Genomic DNA, 20201 nt, shown 5'->3' on the forward strand with positions numbered 1-20201 from the left:
CTCCCCCTTAAATATCTGCGTAAACATGAGTTTCTTTTTCTGCACCCGGATGGGTTACGGCCCCTTCGTGTGCAGGGCCAACCAGTTGGGCATATTTCCATAACGCGCCGGATTGATGATTGTTCACCCGTGGCTTCCATTTTTTGCGGCGTTCCGCCAGTTCGGCTTCAGACAGCTGGACATCAAGGGTTCCGATATCGGCATTGATGGAAATGATATCGCCGTCTTCCAACAGGCCAATGGGGCCGCCAACGGCGGCTTCAGGCCCGACATGGCCGATACAAAAACCCCGGGTGCCTCCGGAAAAGCGACCATCGGTGATGAGTGCGACTTTTTCGCCCATCCCGCGACCATAAAGCGCAGCAGTCGTGGAAAGCATTTCACGCATGCCGGGGCCCCCTATTGGGCCTTCGTATCGGATGACGATCACGTCGCCGTCCTGGATGCGGCCTTCGACCACGGCGGCAAAGGTATCTTCTTCACAATCAAAGCACCGCGCAGGGCCTTCAAAGACGTGGGTCTTCATGCCGGCTACTTTTACGATGGCACCATCAGGCGCAAGGGAGCCCTTTAGCCCGACCACCCCACCGGTTGGTGTGATGGGGCTGGTGGCTGGATAGATCACATCTTGATCTGTAGGGAATTCGACGTCCGCATGATTTTCGGCCAAGGTCTTTCCCGTGACAGTCATGCAACTGCCATCAAGGATGCCAGCATCGAGTAAGGTTTTTATGACCACAGGCACGCCGCCGACATCGAACAGGTCTTTGGCAACGTAACGCCCGCCCGGTTTCAAATCGGCAATGTAGGGGGTTTCTTTGAAGATTTTGGTGACATCATCAAGGTTGAATTCAATCCCCACTTCGTGGGCCATGGCGGGCAGATGTAACCCGGCATTGGTGGACCCCCCAGTGGCGGCGACGACCTTTGCAGCATTTTCCAGTGCTGCGCGGGTGACAATATCGCGCGGGCGAAGGTTGCGTTCCAAAAGTTCCATCACCATCTTGCCCGATGCTTCGGCATATTCATCCCTGCTTTCATACGGTGCGGGTGCGCCCGCTGATCCCGGCAAGGCCAGACCAATGGCTTCGGAAACACAGGCCATGGTGTTGGCCGTGAACTGACCCCCACAAGACCCGGCAGATGGGCAGGCAACGCATTCAAGTTCATGGAGGTCTTCATCAGACATGTTGCCAGCGGCGTGTTGGCCGACCCCTTCAAAGACATCGACCACGGTGACATCATTGCCCTTGAATTTACCGGGCAAAATGGTGCCGCCATACATGAATACGGCGGGCACGTTCAGGCGCAACATCACCATCATCATGCCGGGCAGGGATTTATCGCACCCTGCAAGACCAACCAATGCGTCATAAGAATGCCCACGCATGGTTAGTTCGACCGAGTCTGCAATCACGTCACGGGACACCAGAGATGATTTCATCCCTTCATGGCCCATGGCGATGCCGTCGGTGACGGTGATGGTCGTGAATTCACGCGGGGTGCCGCCTTCGCCGGCGACGCCGCGTTTAACGGCCTGTGCCTGGCGCGACAGCGATATATTGCAAGGGGCTGCTTCGTTCCAGCAGGTGGCAACACCAACGAATGGCTGGTGGATTTCTTTTTCCGATAACCCCATGGCGTAATAATACGACCGGTGTGGTGCGTGTTCTGGGCCTTCGGTCACATGGCGCGAGGGCAGTTTGTTTTTGTCGAAGCGCGGGTTGGTATCATCAGGCATGGGAAATCCTCTTTAAGCAAAACGTTAGGTGTTGGTTCATAGCATATAAAAAAGTCAGAATAAAAAAAGGGCCGCAGATTAATCTGCGACCCTTTTGCCATTATTTTGGCGTTTCCTCTAACTTTTTAAGGCAGCCAATACCCGTTCTTCTGTAAACGGCATATGATTAAGCCGCTTTCCAGTCAGTGCAAAGAACGCATTGGCGATGGCAGCCCCCATTCCGGGACCCCCGATTTCGCCAAGGCCTGTGGGTTTGGTGTCGCGATCCAGGAATTCCACGTGCAGTTCTTCTGGCGCATCAGACATGCGCAACACGTGATAATCGTTGAAATTGGACTGTTCAACAGTGCCATTTTTGATGGTGGCCCGTTCCTTCAACAAAGAAGACATGGCGTACATTACGCCACTTTCGATGTTGCGGGTGGCTGCATCTGGCTGAACCACAACCCCGCCATCAACGGCCGACCAAACCTTGTGGACCTTGATCTTGCCTGATTTCCGATCAACGGAAATTTCCGCAACCTGTGCGCCCAGTGATCCAGAACGTTCCGTCATGGAAAGGCCGATGGCACGTCCTTTGGGGCGTTTGGCTTTCCAGTCAGACATCTTGCCGACTTTCTCCAAAACACTCCGGGCCTTTTTATTGACGGGCACATGTTTGAGGCGATATTCCAGCGGGTCAACGCCTTGGCCAACAGCAATTTGATCGATTAATGATTCGATGGCATAGACGTTGAAGACATGGGCCACGGCGCGCCAATGTTTGGTGCGGATGCCGTGTTTGCCACTGGATTTTTCGGTGACCAATTGGTTCGGGACTTTGTAGTACTTGCTAATTTTAGCACCACCGGAAAGCAGCCTGCGACCATCACCGATGATCCCGTGCCGCCAGCCAACCAGATTTCCTGATCCATCAAGTGCCGCTTCAAGATGCTGAAAGGACTGGGGCCGGAACATGCCGTAATTGATGTCCTCTTCCCGGGTCCAGATCATCTTGACCGGTTTTTTGATGGCTTTGGAAATCAGTGCCGCTTCAATGGTGTAATCGCCCTTGGAGCGTCGCCCAAAACCGCCACCCATATATTGCTGGTGGTGGGTGACTTGGTGTTTCTTGAATTTTAAGGCCCGCGCAATGGCCGAAACAGACCGTCCTGGTCCCTGGGTGCCTTCCCAAATTTCAACCCGGTCGCCTTGAACATGGGCAACGGCGTTAAGCGGTTCCATCTGGGCGTGATAGCCGTAATCGCTACGGAAATCAGCGCTGTAGGTTTTGGCCGCATTTTTGAACGTTGCACTATCTTTGCCTTTGGACACGATTTTTTTGCTCTTGGTTTTAGAGCTCATTAATTTTTTAGCGTAATCCTTTTCAAGGGTGGATTCTGAATCGTAACCCTTTGCCTTTTCCTTTGACCATTTGATCTCAATGGCAACCCGGGCAGCGAGCACATGTTCATAATTATCAGCAATGACTGCGACGCCTTCTTTCAGTTTCACCGTGCGGATAAAGCCCGGCAATTTTTTAAGTGCGGCTTCGTTCCAACTTTTTGGCCGGCCCCCTTGAATGGGTGAATGCACCGTTGATGCGTAAACCATTCCCGGAACCTGAACATCGATGGCGTATTGTGCGGTGCCATTGACCTTTTCCGGTGTGTCGCGACGGGGCACAGATTTACCGATCAGGCGGAAGTCGCTCTTTTTCTTCAAGTCTGATTTTGAAATCTTTGGCATTTGCCTTGGTGGTTTGGCAAAGGCTGCGATTTGGCCATAGGTCAGACGATGTTCTTTCTTAGGCCCGATCACCAGATTGGGCTCTGTGCGAACCTGTGACACAGGCACGCCCCATTCTTTGGCGGCACTGTCCATCAGAACCTTGCGAACCTGAGCACCGGCAATGCGCATGGGCTTGTGATACATCATCACGGCCCGTGACCCGACAATGGTCATGCCATATTGAATTTTTCCCCGTCGCATGCGGGAATAGCCATAGACCCTTGGATTGGCCGGAGCCCATTCAAGGAAAACATGATCCCAATTGGCATCCATTTCTTCGGCCAGCATCAACGGCACGCTGGTCATGGACCCTTGGCCCATTTCGGCACCAGGCGTTTTGATGGTGATGGTGTTGTCAGGCGAAATGCGAACCCATGCGGAAATATCCAGATGCCCGGGGATAGCCTTGGCTTCTGTCGGGGTTAGCAAGTGCGCCGTGCCACCGGCACCAAAGGCAAGTGCGAAGCTAAGCCCGCTGGCGCCTTTCATGAAACCACGGCGGTTCAGTTCAGGGAGGGCATTTTTAAGGGCGGATTTTTTGATTAATGTGTCGGTCATAATCTAGGCCCCCTTCGATGCGCGCTCGATGGCGCTGATGATGCGTGTATAGGTGCCACAACGACAGATGTTGCCATCCATATGGGCAATGATCTCGGCGCGGCTGGGCTTGGCGTTGCTGGCCAAAAGCTCTGCGGCCTTCATGATCTGGCCCGATTGACAGTAGCCACACTGGGGAACTTCTTCGGCGACCCATGCCTTTTGCAAAGGATGGTCCGATGTTTCAGATAATCCCTCAATGGTCACGACGCGCTTTCCAGCGATAGAAGAAACCTCCGTCTGACAAGAGCGAACCGCCTTGCCATTGACGTGAACCGTACAAGCCCCGCAGAGACCTGCACCACAACCGTATTTTGTGCCGGTTAGTTGCAGGTGTTCACGGATTGCCCAAAGCAGCGGCGTTTCAGGTTCGGTTTTAACCGATACCTTTCTGCCGTTCAGGGTAAATGCCACCATGTTTGAATGCCTCATCTGAATGTTTGTCTCCGCCACGCAAGCGCAGCCCCATAACCCAATTTTTGAGTCAATTTTAACGGTTCATCAGAGAGGTCGTGAAATAAAAAACTGAAAACAAAGCAAACTGGATGCTTTTAGGTCTCCCCGCGACCGACGCGGGTTAACCCCCGCTTCTATGGTCAAAACGCTACGCCTGATTGGGAAACCTGTCACGCAAAAACATGCGCAAATAACGACTTTAAAGTGATTTCAGGCGAACCAGCGCTTCGGTCAGCTTTTCTTTCTGGGCGGTATATTCAGCCAGACGCTCGCGGTTTTCTGCAACCACCGCTTCCGGGGCTTTTTCAACGAAGCCTTTATTGGCGAGTTTCTTCTCAACCAGCGCCATTTCTTGTTCGGCCTTGGCGATTTCCTTCTTTAACCGGTCCCCTTCCCCATCAAGATCAATGATGCCGGCAATGGGCAGGATAAGGGTTGCTTCGTCCAGAACAGATTGCAGGGCCCCTTTGGGAACGTCCCCATCAAGCGCATCAATCGTTTCAATACGCGCCAATTGGCAGATGGCGGTTTCGTGGGTGTTGAGGCGTTCAAGGGTGGTCCCATTGGCATCTTTGACCAGCAGGGGAATTTTGGCTTTTGCGGGCACGTTCATTTCAGACCGAACGGTGCGAATTTCAGAAACCAGCTTTATCAGCCAATTGATTGAATCATTCGCAACAGGATCACGCCATGAGTCTTGAAATTCGGGCCAGTCGGCCGATATCAGGGCAGATTGCCGGTTGGTCCCCAGTTTTTCCCAGAGTTCCTCTGTGACAAAGGGCATAACGGGGTGCAGCATTTTCAGAATTTGATCCAGAACCCAGGCGCAGGTGGCGCGGGTTTCCGCTTTGGCGGCTTCGTCATCGCCAATCAGCACGGGTTTGATCAATTCAAGATACCAGTCACAAAAGCTGCCCCAGGTGAAATGATAGAGCGCATTCGCAGTTTCGTTGAACCGGTAAGCTTCAATCGTGCCTGAAATGTCTTTTTCGCGGTCCATCAATTCCGTGATGATCCAGCGGTTAACCGGTTGGGTGACGGACCCCGGATCGAAGCCATCAATGGGGCGGCATTCGTTCATTTCTGCAAAACGGGCGGCATTCCAAAGTTTGGTGGTGAAATTCCGGTATCCTTCAACCCTTGCCTCTGACAGGTTGATGTCTGTCCCCTGTGCCGCCATGGCGCACATGGTAAAGCGCAAGGAATCACAGCCGTATTGATCGATCAGTTCCAGCGGATCAACGACATTGCCCTTTGATTTTGACATTTTTTGGCCCTTGTCATCACGCACCAGGGCATGGATGTAGACATCCTTGAACGGGACCTCGTCCATGAAGTGCAGGCCCATCATCACCATGCGGGCAACCCAGAAAAAGATAATGTCGAACCCTGTTACCAAAACGTCTGTTGGATAATAGCGTTCCAGCGCATCTGTTTTTTCCGGCCAGCCCAGCGTAGAAAAGGGCCAAAGGGCGGATGAAAACCATGTATCAAGCACATCAGGATCACGAATGATGGGGGTTTGGGTTCCATAATGCGCATCTGCCTGGGTTTGGGCACCTGCTTCGTCTTTGGCCACAAAAACGGTGCCGTCCGGGCCATACCATGCCGGGATTTGATGTCCCCACCAAATTTGGCGGGAAATGCACCAGGGCTGGATGTTGCGCATCCATTCAAAATACGTGTTTTCCCAATGTTTTGGCACAAACCGCATTTTTTCGTCTTCGACCGCCTTGATGGCAGGTCCGGCCAGGGTTTCAGCATCGACAAACCATTGATCGGTCAACCACGGCTCCAACACGGTTCCAGACCGATCCCCATGGGGCACCGCATGTTGGTGGTCTTCGATTTTTTCAACCAAACCAAGGCGTTCCATTTCAGCGACGATTTTTTTGCGGGCTTCAAAGCAGTCCATGCCCCGGTAAGCTTCGGGGACGCCATCGTTGAGACAGCCATTGGCATCAAGGATGTTGATCCGTTCCAAATCATGACGCTTGCCGACCTCAAAATCGTTGAAATCATGGGCCGGGGTGATTTTGACGGCACCAGAGCCAGTTTCCGGATCGGCATAGTCATCGCCAACAATTTTAATGGTCCGGCCAACAATGGGCAAAATGGCGTTTTTGCCGATTAAATCCTTGTACCGATCATCATCGGGATGAACCGCAATGCCGCTGTCACCCAGCATGGTTTCAGGCCGAGTTGTGGCAATGGTTATATGTTTATTATCAATGCCTTCTACGGGGTATTTAAAGTGCCATAGATGGCCATTTGTCTCGACTTGCTGAACCTCTAGATCGCTGACAGCGGTGCCAAGTTTGGTATCCCAATTGACCAAACGTTTATCGCGATAAATCAGCCCTTCTTGATGAAGTTTTACGAAGACTTCACGCACGGCTTCTGACAGGCCATCATCAAGGGTAAAGCGTTCCCGTGCCCAGTCAGGCGATGCGCCCAGACGGCGCAATTGTTCTGTGATGGTATTGCCCGATTGGGCCTTCCATTCCCAGACTTTGTCGACAAAGCCACCGCGCCCTAAATCGTGGCGGGAAATACCGTTTTCTTCCAATTGGCGTTCCACCACCATTTGGGTGGCAATCCCCGCATGATCGGTGCCGGGCTGCCACAGCGTGTCGCGCCCACGCATGCGATTGTAGCGGGTTAGAATATCCTGCAGCGTAAAGGTCAGTGCATGGCCAATGTGCAAGCTGCCCGTCACATTGGGAGGCGGCATCATGATGGTATAGGGATCGCCAGACGCGGAACCGTTGGCAGCAAAGGCGCCGGATTTTTCCCACTGTGCGTAATGTCGTGCCTCGACCTCGTTTGGCCGATAAGTTTTTTCCAGCATTGCTGGGGGTTCCAGTCTTTTTAAAAATTAATAAACACCACCTCGGACGGGTGGTGCAAAGGGGCTGATTTTACGTGTCTTCAGCCCGGTTGACCATCCGCTGGATTTCTTTTTTGACAAGATGATCCACCAATTCCGGCAGATTAGCATCAAGCCAATCCTTCAACAGGGGCCTTAGCATGTCACGGACAAGGTCCTCAAGGGTATTTCCACGACCCGTGATGCCCATATTGCCCGTGGTCTGGGGTTCCTGGTCAAGGGCTTGGGCCAATTGGCCAAGGGCTGAGGTCGAAGCCACAGCCGTTGCCGCCGATATCGATATAATGCCGGCTTCAAGCTGATCAGGGACCGGTGCTGGTGCTGGTTCAGGCGCAGGTTCAGGAGCGACTGCTTCTGGTTCAGGTTCCGGCTCTGGTGTTTCTTCTTCCGCTGCTGCTTCTGGTTCTTCTTCAACAACGTCTGTTAATTCAAGAACTTCTTCTTCTGCGGCCTCTGGGGCTGCTTCCGGTGCTGCTTCAGCAACTTCGGGTTCTGGCTCTGGCTCAGGGGCGGCTTCCTCTGCTGGTTCGGCGGCTTCGGGTTCAGGGGCAGCTTCAGCCTCAGGCGCAGCTTCAGCGTCTTCGGGTGCGGCCTCTGCTTTTACAGCTGCTTCGCCCTCGCCTTCAGGAGCCGCTTCGCCTTCTCCACCTTCTTCATCATTTTCAGAAATGATGCGGCGGATGGAGGCAAGGATTTCCTCCATCGTCGGCTCTTGATCTGTTTCCTTTTCGCTCATATTCCAGTCCGGTCGCTGCCACACATCAATCGAAGATCAATTGAAACGTGGCGTAGAGTGTCCTTTTGTGAAGGTATTATGGTTAATGCCCCTAAAGCAATGTAACAAAATAATAAAAGGATCGTAAACATTTAGGCGCATCAACCATTTGATATGTCATTTTATTTCCAAAATGATGCCGGAAATTCTGAAAAACCCCAATCATTCAGGCGATTTTCAGGCATTAAACCAGCATTTTCCTATTTTCCTTTTTTTTCACCATTGAACGTAACGGGAAGCTGAAGATTTTCTGCGGTCAACGTTCCGACGGATTGTTTCAGCTCGAACCGGGCAACCAGTTCTTCGCGTTCTGATCGCACCAGGCTGACCCTTGAATCCAGCAGCTCTTGTTCTGCATCAAGAACATCAAGCACGGTGCGCGAACCGACCAGTGCTTCGCGTTGCACGCCGTCCAGCGCAATTTTGTTGGCGCGCACCTCGGCCCGGAAAGAGTCGACAATCGCCCGTGCCGTTTGCAGCTTGATCCATGAAGTGGCCGCACCTTCAATGGCAACGCGTTTGGCATTGTCCAGTTCTTCCCGACGCTGGATGGCGGTTTCCTTGGATGCCCGTAACCGCGAATAGACATCCCCCGCCTGATACAGGGGAATGGTCAATTTTGCCATCAGCTCGGCTGTATCGCGCTTTGTGACAGAAGAGGATGTGTTTTCTTCTTTGGTGTACGTACCTTCCAGTTCCAGTTCCGGAAATAATTCGCCTCTGATCAAGCCAATATTGTGTTCGGCCGACAAGACATTGTAATGGGCCTGGATGACGTTTGGATTGATATTTTCTGCAAGGCTTATGGCTTCTTCTGAATTGCTTGGCAGCTCAAGTTTAAGGGTCGGCTGTTTCAAAGTGCCCGGCGCATCACCGATAATTCTTTTATAATTGGCAATAACACTGACATAGGTGCCTTGAGCCCTAATCAGGTCGGCCTTCGCACCTGCATGGCGCGCTTCGGCTTGGGCAACGTCAGTTTGGGTGATTTCGCCTACCTGAAAGCGATCCTTGGCAGCCTGTAACTGGCGGGCAACCCGGCGTTCATTCCGCTGGTTCAATTCCAAAACGGCTTTATCACGAACAACATTCATATAAGCCCCGACCGCTTTGATCAAAAGGCTTTGTTCTGTGGCATGGAGATTGGCCTGTTGCGATGCAACCCGCGCTTTGGCACGGCGGGTCTCACTTAGGGTGCGAAAGCCACGAAACAGGGGTTGGGTGATGGACAGCGTCCCTGTTTTTGGGTGGCGGGTTGCCGTCGATGTGTTCGAATCAACCTGTTCAACGCCGGTTTCACCGGTAATCTCGATGGTCGGTTTCCAATTGGCTAAAGCCTGGGGAATTTCTTCATCAACGGCGCGAAGCGCTGCGCGTTGGCTCAGGAGTTCAGGGTTGGTGGCATAGGCCTTGGCCAGAGATTCAATAATGGTTTCAGCCCCGGCATTGGAGATGGGGCTCGCCCAAATAAGTCCGGCTATCAGAAGGCTGCCCGCAAAACGATCACATGCATTCATCAACTCACCTAAAAAACAAAACTGGGTTTGGGTTCAAAATCTGGCAAAAGGGGCAGAGCTGAATCGAACAAAACACGCTGTCCGATGGTTCCATTTTCATTTTGCGCCAAAGTGCCATGTCCCAAACCCTGAGACTTTGACACAATTGCTGCAAGCCGGCCGCCATCAGACAATTGATTTAAAATTGCCGGAGGAATTTCCGGGACCGCACCGCTGAATATAATCACGTCATAGGGTGCCTGTGCCGCAAAGCCCTCATTTAGTGGGGATTCGATGACAACAACGTTGTCTATTTCTTTTTCTTCCATGATGCGGGTGGCATTGGCCCCAAGGGTGGGATCGCATTCCAGGGCCACGACCGTGGCACCAAGGTTGGCACAGACAGCCGCTGTGTATCCGGATCCACAGCCAATATCCAAAATAACATCATCGGGGCCAATATTTGCTGCCTGGAGCAGCCGGGCCATAACCATGGGTTCCATCAAATATCTGCCCTGCCCAAGGGAAATGTCTTCGTCCACATAGGCAATGCCCTGATGGGATGGTTGGATAAAACATTCACGCGCAACGCAACCCATCGCGGTAAGCACACGTTCATCAGTTATCCCGTTGGGGCGTAACTGATTTTCAACCATGTTTTGGCGGGCAACATCAAAATTTATCATGTGAGACCCAGTCTTCCAATCAGCAGCATTAATCTTAAGGGGCCACAAACCCCACCCCGGCCTATATACTTGGCAACACACGTGAATACAATGAAATGGTTGATGAAATGTTGCGTCTTATCTGTGCTTGGCCAGTGTCGGGTGACTTACGGGGCTTGACCATAAACAGGCCGGGCCCTATATCTCTGGGCCCAATTGTTGCCTGCCCTTTTTGGCAACGTACGGTCTATCAGGCGGCCGGATAGCATAGTGGTGATGCACGGGATTGCAAATCCTGTTACGCCGGTTCGATTCCGGCTCCGGCCTCCAATTCCCCCCGCTCTGACATATAAAAAAAGCCGGATATAAAGCCCGGGCTTTTTGAAAAATTAAACAAGTTGAGACTTGTTAAGCGTAAGATATTGACATGTTTTGACGATGTTTGTGCCGATGACGACGTTTGGACTAGCATCAGCTCAGGGCTTTTGGTATAAGGCCGCGCAGTTATACAATGTGTTTATTCCCCGGTAGCTCAGTTGGTAGAGCGGGTGGCTGTTAACCACCATGTCGCTGGTTCGAGTCCGGCCCGGGGAGCCACTTCAAGATAAAGGGTTCGGTCTTTTTTGGCCGAACCCTTTATTTTTTGTACGTTTGAAGTGACAAAATATCCAAATAGGCCGATAATAGCCGTGCACATTGCAGAGATTTTAGAATGAGTTGGCCGGGAGCTTTATACAAAACCGTAGTTTCTAAACATCCGGTGGCCCGCCCTCTTAACATAGGGAGAGGTAAATGCAGTTTTCAAAACAATTGCGTCTTGGGCTTTTGGCTCTGGGCTTTGGATTGGCATCAAGCTTTGCGGGTGGAACGCCTGCTAATGCGGATGCGGTTAAAGATTTTTATAAAAATAAAAAGGGTACCATGGTCATCGGCTCTTCGGTCGGGGGTGGTTACAACCAATATGGTCGCCTGATTGCGAAACATATTAGCCGCCATGTTCCAGGCAATCCGGAATTTGTTCCGAGAAACCTACCGGGTGCATCGGGCCGTCGTGCTTTGGCTTATATCGTTAATGTCGCCCCTGCTGATGGTGCGACCATTGGCATCATCGGCCGTAATGCCCATTTCGATGCTCTGATGCGTGGCAAAGCCCACAAATCTATCAAGGTGGACCCAACCAAGATGGTTTGGCTGGGCAGTGCCAACAGCGAAGTATCCCTTTGCGTTAGCTGGCGCGCTTCTGGCATCAAAAACCTGAGCGAGACCGGGACCAAAGGCATGGTGATTGGTTCTTCGGGGCCTAATGCAACAGATACGTTGATGGCCCGTGTGTTGAACAAGGTTGCCGGCAGCAAGATCAAGGTGATTTTGGGCTATCCCGGATCAACGGAAGTTCATCTGGCCATGGAACGGGGTGAAGTGACGGGCCGTTGTGGTCTTGGTTGGGCATCCATTGTGTCGCGCTATTACCGTTGGGTCAAAAACAAGAAGATCAATCTGTTGGTGCAGCTTGCCAATAAAAAGCACCCCGATCTTCCCAACGTGCCGTTCATCATGGATTTTGCGAAGAACGAAGAAGAACGCCAAATGCTTCGCATGTTCACCACGCCTAATGAAATGGGCCGGCCTTTCTTCATGCGTGAAGGGGTTCCTGCAGACCGGGTAAAGGTTCTTCAAGCGGCATTTATGGCCGCTTTGAGCGATCCTAAATTGTTGAAAGATGCAAAAACGATGCATCTGGCAATTTCCCCCTTGTCTGGTAAAGCCGCAGCGAAATTGGTGAAACAGGTCTACGCGACCCCACCCAAAGTCCTGAAAATGGTACGCGCAATCATCAACAGCAAAGAAAAGCTGGAAAGCCGTACGGTTAACTGGAAGATCGTTACGGGCACCATCACCAAGATCAAAAACCGTGGCAAGTTTACCTTCAAAATTGCGGGCAAGAAAAAGACCTACAAAAGCAAAATGAAGAAGCGCTATACCAAGATTAAGATCAACGGCAAAAAAGCCAAAAGCAAAAAAGTCAAAAAAGGCATGGTTTGCAAAATTTGGTACGAAGGCAACAAATCAACTGCCGGCCGGGTTGAATGCACTAAATAAGTTTTTTTCACTAAGTTCTTTAAAGGCCGCTGATTAATTCAGCGGCCTTTTTTTTATTCCTTAATCCTTTTTTGTTTCTGCTTTTTAAATACCTTTTTTCTTTTGAAACGCACCACATTGTTGCGACTAAGTATCAATACGATACATGAAATATTTCAATGCCTTAGGCGGGGAAAATTAATTAAAAATTTAGGAAAATGAGAGACAAATATAAAAGAGGAAACATATCAAAATATTTTGAACCATTAGGGATCAGGAGCATCGACAATGATTGACCAATTAAAGGGCCTGAATATGAACAAGCTTATGAACCTAAAGATCGGTGGTCGACTAACCATGGGTTTTGCAGCAATTGTAACGGTCCTTGCCCTCGCGGTCATGATCACATTATGGGAATTGAGTATCATTAATACGGGCATGAACCGTATTGTTGAGCTGCGTATGCCGACATCAGCGGCCAGTTCCAAGATGTTGAACAATATCAACTCGTCTTTAGCGGCCCTTCGGGGTTGGATGTTGACCGGGAACAAAGTGTTCAAGGTCAGTCGTAAGGTGGTCTGGGATGATATTGCCAAAGTCTCAAACGATATGGACAAATTGTCTGCCACCTGGACAAACCCCGCAAATAGGGCCAAATGGGGAGAGTTTAAAAGCATTCTTGCTGAGTTTAAAATAGCCCAGCAAAAAGTGGAAAATATCGCTCATACGATTGATGAACAGCCTGCGAACAAGATTTTGTTCAAAGATGCGGCACCGGTTGCCGGCATCGTGCTGAAATCCATCACGGCCATGATCGATGAAGAAGTTAAACTACCTGCATCAAGTGACCGAAAAAAGCTTTTTGGTTTGATGGCTGATTTCCGGGGCTCCATGGCTATTGGTCTTGCCAATATTCGAGCTTATTTGTTATCGGGTGACGTTAAGTTCAAGAACGGCTTCACCAAAGCATGGGCTAAAAACAAGGCGCGGTTTGCATCTCTTGAAAAAGTGCAAGGGGTCATGACCGCAAGCCAGAAATCTAATTTCAAAAAAATGAGCAAAGCCCGTGCAGGGTTTGCAACCATGCCCCCTCGGATGTTTGCCATTCGTGGTTCGAAAAAATGGAACATGGCAAATTATTTATTGGTTTCCGAAGCAGCCCCGCGCGCGGGTAAACTGCTCACCATTATTGCCGGTCCAAAGGAAGCAGACGGGTCGCGCATAAGCGGCATGGTGGTGAACCAAAAAAGATTGGCCGACAATGATGCCATCTTGGTCAATGATGAAATAGCGTCACTCAAATTTATTGAATGGGTTCTATTGTTTTTGGGTATAGCTGCCGGTATTGCCGTTACCATCCTGACCATGCGCTCTATTGTTCCCCACATTGCTTCTATGACATCTGCCATGGGTTTGTTAGCCGGTGGTGATAAAACTGTGGAAATTCCAGGCACAGATCGTACAGATGAAATCGGCGAGATTGCTGCTGCTGTTCAGGTGTTTAAGGAAAACATGATCAAGAACGAAGAAATGGCTGCCGAACAAAAGCGTTCGGAAGAAGAGCAACGCACAGCAGCAGAAAAACGTGCGGCTGATGAACGTGCAGCCGAAGAAGCAGCGCGTTTGGAAGAAGAAGATCGTGCTGCACAGAAACGCAAGGCAGATGATGCGATTCGTTCAAGAGAAGCAGAGGAAGCTGCTGAAAAAGCCAAGCGTGCCGAAGCGCTTGAAAAATTAAACGCAGCGTTTGATATGCAGGTCACGACTGTTCTTGAATCTGTTGTGGCATCTGCGACCGAACTTCGTTCTTCCGCAGAATCCATGTCGTCGACGGCTGAAGAAACGAACAATCAATCGGCCGTTGTCGCAGCGGCTGCGGAACAAACCACCAGCAACGTCCAAACTGTGGCCAGCTCGACTGAAGAGCTTTCTTCGTCGATTTCCGAGATTTCTGCTCAAGTGTCCAAAAGCTCCCAAATTTCTCAGGAAGCGGCGGCCAAGGCGGCGGAAACCAATGGACAGATCAAGGAACTGGCAACCACAGCCCAAAAGATTGGTGATGTGATCAAACTGATCAATGACATTGCCAGCCAGACCAACCTTCTGGCGCTCAACGCCACCATCGAGGCGGCCCGTGCGGGTGAAGCCGGCAAAGGATTTGCAGTTGTCGCATCAGAAGTGAAAAGTTTGGCCACGCAAACGGCACAGGCTACCGAAGAAATATCGGCACAGGTTACTGCCGTTCAGGCGGCAACCAATGTGTCCGTGACATCCATTGAAGAGATCACCAACGTGATCACTGAACTCAATGAAATTTCTACCGGCATTGCTTCTGCGGTTGAGGAACAAGGTGCGGCCACCCAGGAAATTGCCCGCAATGTTCAAGAAGCGGCCACAGGCACCCAGGAAGTGTCAACCAACATTGGCGGCGTGACCCAGGCCGCCGGTGAAACAGGCCATGCTGCTGGACAGGTGTTGGAAGCCTCTAACGAAGTGTCATCCCATGCAGAAAAGCTGCGTGGCGATATCAAGTCTTACCTTGATGAAGCAAAGGCTATCTAATAATTTGTTAGAAGTTTAATCGTTAAAAAGGCCCGCTCAGTTGAGCGGGCCTTTTTTCTTTATGAGAAAAGTGTTTATCCCCTACTCGCCCTGGATAATAGGATTATGCAAAATGCCAAGGTCTTGGATTTCAATTTTTAGGTCTTGGCCCGGTTCAAGATAAATATCCAGCGGCCGGCCATTGCCCGATGGTGACCCTGTGGCAATGACATCGCCCGGGCGCAGCGTAAATTTATGCGATAGACATTCGATCTGTTCTTCGATGGTGAAATGCATATAGCTGGTGTCAGAATTCTGGCGCAATGTGCCATCAATCCATTGTTTCATGGTCAGGTTGTAGACATCCTTGATCTGTTCTTTTGGTGTTATCCAAGGTCCCATCGGAGCGCCGGTGTCAAAGGTTTTTCCAGACAGAAAATCATGGCGGACATTCCAGTCCTTGCGCGACCCACAGTCACGGAGCGACAGATCGTTCATGATGGTGAACCCTGCGACATAATCCATGGCGTCTTTGGCCGCAACATTGCGTGCCGGTTTGCCAATGACCACGGCCAGTTCTGCTTCCCAATCCACTTTTTGTGAATGTTTTGGCAGCTTGACCTCTGCTTCTGGTCCGACAACGCAATGGGCACCCAGTTTTACAAAATGCATCGGGTTGACTTCGTTTTTATCCGGCGGCGAGCGATCCGACATTTCTTTCATGTGATCAGTAAAATTGGCGAAGGCACAAAAAATGGCGTCGGGATAAAGAATGGGTGCTAACAGACGGACCTGATCAAGTGGCTGTGCGGCCTTTGCCAAAACACCGGCTGGGTCATTTTCATGGGTTGCTGCCAATTCGCCAAGGACAGGGTATGCAGCTTCCCATTGCCACAACACATCCTTCGTGGTGGTGGCATTGAACCCGGCTGTTGCTTCGTCCATCCCTGCCCCATCCAGGGCCGCCTGAATGCCAAGGACCTGGTCGCCGACCAAGATGGCCGGAATGGGCGCGCCATTTTCGCCTGCATAGTTTAATAAAGTGAAATCTGTCATTGATGTTTTCCCCCGGTTTGGTCACGTTTCATTTTTTATATTTATCTATGTGCTTATATCATTCCAGGGAAGCGATGGGAAAGTGACGACACAAAATAAAGTAAAACCAAAGGCCCTTATGGCGTGGTCCAGCGGTAAGGACAGTGCCTATGCCCTGCATAGGGCACGGTTGGATGATCAAGTGGAGATCACAGGGCTTCTGACCACGGTCACGGATACCTACAATCGTGTGTCTATGCATGGGGTCCGTGAAGAAATTCTTGATCTACAGGCAAAGCGCGTGGGCCTGCCACTGACCAAGGTCCGTATTCCTGCACCGTGTCCCAATGACATTTATGAGCGCGCCATGGCGGATGCGCTGGCATTGCATCGCGAAAATGGCGTTACGGGTGTTATTTTTGGCGATTTGTTCCTTGAAGACCTGCGACAGTGGCGAGAAACGCGCCTGTTGGCGGTTGGGATGGGTGCAATTTTCCCGCTATGGACCTCAAATACCCCCGATCTTGCCCGGGAAATGATTGCTTCTGGCATGGAGGCCACAATTGCCTGCCTTGATCCCCGCGTTATGCCATTGGAATTTGCCGGTGCTACCTTTGATCATGCCCTTTTGGCGGCCCTGCCCCAAGGCGTTGATCCTTGTGGTGAAAATGGTGAATTTCATACCGTTGTTACCAATGGGCCGATGTTTTCGAATGAAATCAGCACACAAACCGGCGAAACGGTTGAACGGGATGGCTTCGTTTTCACAGATATTTTGCTGGCCTGAAAAGAACAATTATAAATCTAAGGGTTTTGACCCGGACAATGACATGATTTATAATAAAACCAACAGGTTTGAATAATAAATCGTGCATGATTTAACCCGCACGATAGCCCAAAAGGAGAAGACCCAATGAATTCAGTTCTAGATGATATGTCTGCGCGTTACGCCACAGATGAAATGAGGAAAGCTGCAGAGAAGCTACCTGAATTCATCGTTTCGGCTGATGGCCATGTCGATGAACCCGTCGACATGTTCGCTGAATTGCCAGCTGAGATCAGGGATGCCATTAAACGGCCCAAGATCATGCAGGATACCCGGCCCAAAGGTGGGATTGATCCCAAAGTTCGGATCACGGATATGGAACTTGATGGGCTTGCCGCCGAAGTGTTGTACCCAACCTTTACCCTTGGCCTGTTTTCTCAGGAACAACGGGAACAAGAAGCCGGTTTCCGGGTTTATAACGACTGGATTGCAGATTTCTGTAAAACGGCACCGGGTAAGTTATTTGCCATTCCTTGTCTGCCGACCTACGACATTGATGTTGCCATTGCTGAAATGCACCGCTGCAACGATATGGGGCTGCTTGGCGGCCTTATCTGGCAGGTGCCCCACCCCGATCTGCCGCTGACATCGCCGCATTATGAAAAGCTTTGGGCGGCTGCTGCTGAATTGGGCCAGCCAATCCATTTTCATATCTTGACCGGGTTCAATTATTTCCGCTTCAAACGCGAAGGTCTGGATCGTTTGCGCGGTTCTGTGAACACCAAAACCCACGATATTTTCACCACAGTTTACGACATGATCTTTTCCGGTGTTTTTGAACGTCACCCGAAACTGAAGACGGTGATTGTCGAAGGCGAAATTGGCTGGGCACCGTTTGTCTTCCAGCAGTGGGATTACTACTACATGCGTAATCTGAAGGAAGGCAACAAGGACTTCCAGATCAGCCGTCTGCCCAGTGAAATCTTCAAAGACAACATGCATCTGACGTTCATGGATGATTATGTTGGCGGACAGGCGCTCAATTATTGGGGTGACAAGAATTGCATGTGGTCCAGTGATTACCCCCATTCCAACATGACCTGGCCAAATTCCCGTGCCTTCATCGCCCGCCAGGTTGGCGATCTTGCGCCGGATAAACTGAAAAACGTGTTGAGCCAGAATTGCATCGATCTCTACGGGCTCGACATCAAACGCTAAGTCTCAAGCGTTCACATTAAACCCCGGCTGGCACGCTGTGCCGCCGGGGTTTTTTTATGGGTATAAACCCTGTTTAGCGCTGGGTACCACCGTCACCGGAGGCCATGTTAAAGGCTGGCCCAATGGCCGCACCTTCGGCAGCTATTTTAGGATCGATGCTTCCATCCCAGCCTTTGGCCAGAATACGGCGTCCATTGAACCCATCAGAATCATTGGATGCCAGCCACACAGCCGGTGGGCCCATAACGTCTGGGTCTATCAATTTTCGATCCCCATAATCTTCATAGATCATCCCCGTTAGCGTGGCACCGCCCGGCGACAGGCTGTTGCAGGTGACGTTCTTGCCAGAATTTTCCAGATCCCACGCCCAGCTTGCGGTTTCTGATTCGAGCGCTGCCTTGCTCAGCCCATAAGGCGAATTCCGCCCCTTGACCATGGTGTTTTCTGTGGCACCAATATTGATGATACGGCCATAACCCTGTTCCAGAAAATGCGGCGTGACGGTCTTGGCCATCAAGAATGGCCCGTTGATATTGGTGTCCGTCATCAGGCGCCATGCATCGCTGTTTGCCACCCAGAAATCCATCGGCACACCGGGATTGGCATCATGAATAAATTTATGTCCCCGGGCCGCATTGTTGATCAACACATGCAAGCCGCCAAATTTTTCCAGGGTTTCATCACGCGCCCGAATGCAGGCTGCTTCGTCTGTGACATCGGCAACAATGGCATGGACATGATCGGCCCCTGCTTCATCGCGAATGGTTTGGGCGACGGCTTCCAGCTCTGCTGCTTCGCGGGCGACCATGATGGTGACGCCCGCCCCTGCTTTGGCCAGCGCAATGGCCATGGAACGGCCCATGCCACGCCCGCCGCCAGTAACAATGGCAACCTTTCCGGAAAGATCGATATCAGACATGCATGCACCCCTTGTTAAAATAATAAACCAGCCATCATCTTACAGGCAGGGGATGCCATCAACAATGATCCCGGGCATAGATGCAGGCATAAAAAAACCCCCGACCGAAGCCGGGGGTTTTAAAAAATTAAACTGGCATAAAGCCTAGTTCTTTTTCTTCTTCTTTTTACGCTTTGGCTTCTTTGTCATCTGCCCGATTTCCTTCAAAAGGTTTTTCGGGGTGGCAAAGAGTTCGTTGACCAATTTGCTAACCTGTTTTGCTGAAATAGGATTGACGTCGAGACGGGCACGAGCGGCACCGGCCTTGAATTCAGCACTGTTCCAGGTTTTCATGATTGCCTTGCGGAAGATTTTGACGTTTGCCATCGGTGTTCCGGGAGGCATGGCATAGGGCCGGCCAAATTCTTGCTGCTTGATCATGAATTCCAGGATCTTGCGTTGGCGATCGGTTTTGACGAAGTCCCAGATCATTGGTGCGCCAAGCTTGGTCATGGCCGCATGAGGCTCCATGGTCAACTGCACGACAACATCAATGAATTCACCCTTGGCCCAAGTAGGCTTGGCTTTTTTCAGGCTGGACCATGCATAGCCGCAAAGTCCCTGAGTTTCTCCGCGCTCAATCGAAAGCACGATGCCCTTGGAACCCTTATAGCCAGAGATCACCTTGAACTTTGTGCCAAACAATTTGTTCAGCACGATGGCGTAATCGCGTGTTGACCCACCGCGGGCCGTCGCACCAACAAGAAGTTCATGTTTCAGCAAATCGGTAAAGGTGTGAACCTTTGAATCTTTGCGGGCAACACACTGGCGCGCGGTCTTGTTAACGGAACCAAGGAAATTCAACTTGGTGATGTCATATTTAGACCGTTTAGGCCGCATCAAGGGGTCAATCAGGGATGATGGGAAAAATGCACCAAACACAGTGCCGTTCCTGGGCGCTGCAGTGAAGAACCAATTGAGCGCTTTGCGGCTGCCGGCTCCGGGCCGGTTACGGGGGATGATGGTTGGTTCGCCAGGAATGTTCTTGGCAATGAAACGTGCGGTTACACGGGCATAGCTGTCATAGCCGCCGCCGGGATTGGCCCCGATGGTCAGTTCGACATCTTTGCCTTTGTAAATTGGTGCTGCATTAACCACGCCACTGTTCAGTGACAGTGCAAGTGCGGCACCGCTCAGCAGTGCAAACCTGCTGGCTTTGTTAATAGAAAAAGTCATGAAGTTCTCCCAAGTTTTTTATACTTTAAATGGATACC

Annotated in this window: 14 protein-coding genes and 2 tRNA genes; 6 read left to right on the top strand and 10 right to left on the bottom strand. The window is 51.0% G+C overall.

Going from position 1 to position 20201, the window contains the following annotated elements; genetic code table 11:
- Positions 1–7: 7 nt before the first annotated feature.
- The 7 genes from ilvD to HOJ08_09360 form a co-directional block, all read right to left on the bottom strand.
- Entirely contained in the window at positions 8–1741 is a 1734-nt protein-coding gene (gene ilvD, locus HOJ08_09330) for a dihydroxy-acid dehydratase (GenBank protein MBT5673634.1), read from the bottom strand.
- A gap of 117 nt (positions 1742–1858) precedes the next feature.
- On the bottom strand, positions 1859–4069 hold the full coding sequence (locus HOJ08_09335) for a xanthine dehydrogenase family protein molybdopterin-binding subunit (GenBank protein ID MBT5673635.1): 2211 nt from the start codon (positions 4067–4069) through the stop codon (positions 1859–1861).
- A 3-nt stretch (positions 4070–4072) separates the two neighbouring features.
- Positions 4073–4525 carry a (2Fe-2S)-binding protein gene (locus HOJ08_09340; GenBank protein ID MBT5673636.1) on the bottom strand — a complete coding sequence of 151 codons (453 nt, stop codon included), beginning with the start codon at positions 4523–4525 and terminating at the stop codon, positions 4073–4075.
- Positions 4526–4763: 238 nt separating this feature from the next.
- On the bottom strand, positions 4764–7415 hold the full coding sequence (locus HOJ08_09345) for a valine--tRNA ligase (protein ID MBT5673637.1): 2652 nt from the start codon (positions 7413–7415) through the stop codon (positions 4764–4766).
- 70 nt (positions 7416–7485) lie between these two features.
- Positions 7486–8190 carry a DUF2497 domain-containing protein gene (locus tag HOJ08_09350; protein MBT5673638.1) on the bottom strand — a complete coding sequence of 235 codons (705 nt, stop codon included), beginning with the start codon at positions 8188–8190 and terminating at the stop codon, positions 7486–7488.
- A 239-nt stretch (positions 8191–8429) separates the two neighbouring features.
- A complete protein-coding gene (locus tag HOJ08_09355) occupies positions 8430–9746 on the bottom strand; it encodes a TolC family outer membrane protein (protein ID MBT5673639.1) in 1317 nt (438 codons plus the stop codon).
- An 8-nt stretch (positions 9747–9754) separates the two neighbouring features.
- The gene (locus HOJ08_09360) at positions 9755–10408 is read right to left on the bottom strand and encodes a protein-L-isoaspartate O-methyltransferase (GenBank protein ID MBT5673640.1); all 654 of its coding nucleotides are present in this window, start codon (positions 10406–10408) and stop codon (positions 9755–9757) included.
- 238 nt (positions 10409–10646) lie between these two features.
- Between HOJ08_09360 and HOJ08_09365 the strand changes: the two genes are divergently transcribed.
- From HOJ08_09365 to HOJ08_09380, 4 genes are all read left to right on the top strand, one after another.
- Positions 10647–10720: transfer RNA gene (locus tag HOJ08_09365), tRNA-Cys, on the top strand.
- A gap of 191 nt (positions 10721–10911) precedes the next feature.
- A tRNA-Asn gene (locus HOJ08_09370) sits at positions 10912–10987 on the top strand.
- Positions 10988–11182: 195 nt separating this feature from the next.
- Complete coding sequence (locus tag HOJ08_09375; GenBank protein ID MBT5673641.1) at positions 11183–12490, top strand: hypothetical protein; 1308 nt, start codon at positions 11183–11185, stop codon at positions 12488–12490.
- Between the two features lie 267 nt (positions 12491–12757).
- Positions 12758–15031 carry a methyl-accepting chemotaxis protein gene (locus tag HOJ08_09380; protein MBT5673642.1) on the top strand — a complete coding sequence of 758 codons (2274 nt, stop codon included), beginning with the start codon at positions 12758–12760 and terminating at the stop codon, positions 15029–15031.
- 81 nt (positions 15032–15112) lie between these two features.
- Here HOJ08_09380 and HOJ08_09385 read toward each other — a convergent pair whose 3' ends face one another.
- Positions 15113–16066, bottom strand: a complete 954-nt coding sequence (locus HOJ08_09385) for a fumarylacetoacetate hydrolase family protein (protein ID MBT5673643.1) — start codon at positions 16064–16066, stop codon at positions 15113–15115.
- Between the two features lie 118 nt (positions 16067–16184).
- Between HOJ08_09385 and HOJ08_09390 the strand changes: the two genes are divergently transcribed.
- Complete coding sequence (locus HOJ08_09390) at positions 16185–16832, top strand: adenine nucleotide alpha hydrolase (protein ID MBT5673644.1); 648 nt, start codon at positions 16185–16187, stop codon at positions 16830–16832.
- A 126-nt stretch (positions 16833–16958) separates the two neighbouring features.
- On the top strand, positions 16959–18029 hold the full coding sequence (locus HOJ08_09395) for an amidohydrolase family protein (GenBank protein MBT5673645.1): 1071 nt from the start codon (positions 16959–16961) through the stop codon (positions 18027–18029).
- Positions 18030–18102: 73 nt separating this feature from the next.
- On the opposite strand, the gene HOJ08_09400 is transcribed toward HOJ08_09395, so the two are convergent.
- A complete protein-coding gene (locus tag HOJ08_09400; protein ID MBT5673646.1) occupies positions 18103–18948 on the bottom strand; it encodes an SDR family oxidoreductase in 846 nt (281 codons plus the stop codon).
- A 144-nt stretch (positions 18949–19092) separates the two neighbouring features.
- A complete protein-coding gene (locus HOJ08_09405) occupies positions 19093–20163 on the bottom strand; it encodes a hypothetical protein (protein ID MBT5673647.1) in 1071 nt (356 codons plus the stop codon).
- Positions 20164–20201 lie beyond the last annotated feature (38 nt).

The organism is Rhodospirillales bacterium (assembly GCA_018666775.1).
In the GTDB taxonomy this organism is placed as follows: domain Bacteria; phylum Pseudomonadota; class Alphaproteobacteria; order SMXQ01; family SMXQ01; genus JABIXC01.

Coding starts and splice junctions, on each gene's coding strand:
- ilvD (MBT5673634.1), bottom strand. CDS start 1,741: ATGCCTGATGATACCAACCCGCGCTTCGACAAAAACAAACTGCCCTCG.
- HOJ08_09335 (MBT5673635.1), bottom strand. CDS start 4,069: ATGACCGACACATTAATCAAAAAATCCGCCCTTAAAAATGCCCTCCCT.
- HOJ08_09340 (MBT5673636.1), bottom strand. CDS start 4,525: ATGGTGGCATTTACCCTGAACGGCAGAAAGGTATCGGTTAAAACCGAA.
- HOJ08_09345 (MBT5673637.1), bottom strand. CDS start 7,415: ATGCTGGAAAAAACTTATCGGCCAAACGAGGTCGAGGCACGACATTAC.
- HOJ08_09350 (MBT5673638.1), bottom strand. CDS start 8,190: ATGAGCGAAAAGGAAACAGATCAAGAGCCGACGATGGAGGAAATCCTT.
- HOJ08_09355 (MBT5673639.1), bottom strand. CDS start 9,746: ATGAATGCATGTGATCGTTTTGCGGGCAGCCTTCTGATAGCCGGACTT.
- HOJ08_09375 (MBT5673641.1), top strand. CDS start 11,183: ATGCAGTTTTCAAAACAATTGCGTCTTGGGCTTTTGGCTCTGGGCTTT.
- HOJ08_09380 (MBT5673642.1), top strand. CDS start 12,758: ATGATTGACCAATTAAAGGGCCTGAATATGAACAAGCTTATGAACCTA.
- HOJ08_09385 (MBT5673643.1), bottom strand. CDS start 16,066: ATGACAGATTTCACTTTATTAAACTATGCAGGCGAAAATGGCGCGCCC.
- HOJ08_09390 (MBT5673644.1), top strand. CDS start 16,185: ATGGCGTGGTCCAGCGGTAAGGACAGTGCCTATGCCCTGCATAGGGCA.
- HOJ08_09395 (MBT5673645.1), top strand. CDS start 16,959: ATGAATTCAGTTCTAGATGATATGTCTGCGCGTTACGCCACAGATGAA.
- HOJ08_09400 (MBT5673646.1), bottom strand. CDS start 18,948: ATGTCTGATATCGATCTTTCCGGAAAGGTTGCCATTGTTACTGGCGGC.
- HOJ08_09405 (MBT5673647.1), bottom strand. CDS start 20,163: ATGACTTTTTCTATTAACAAAGCCAGCAGGTTTGCACTGCTGAGCGGT.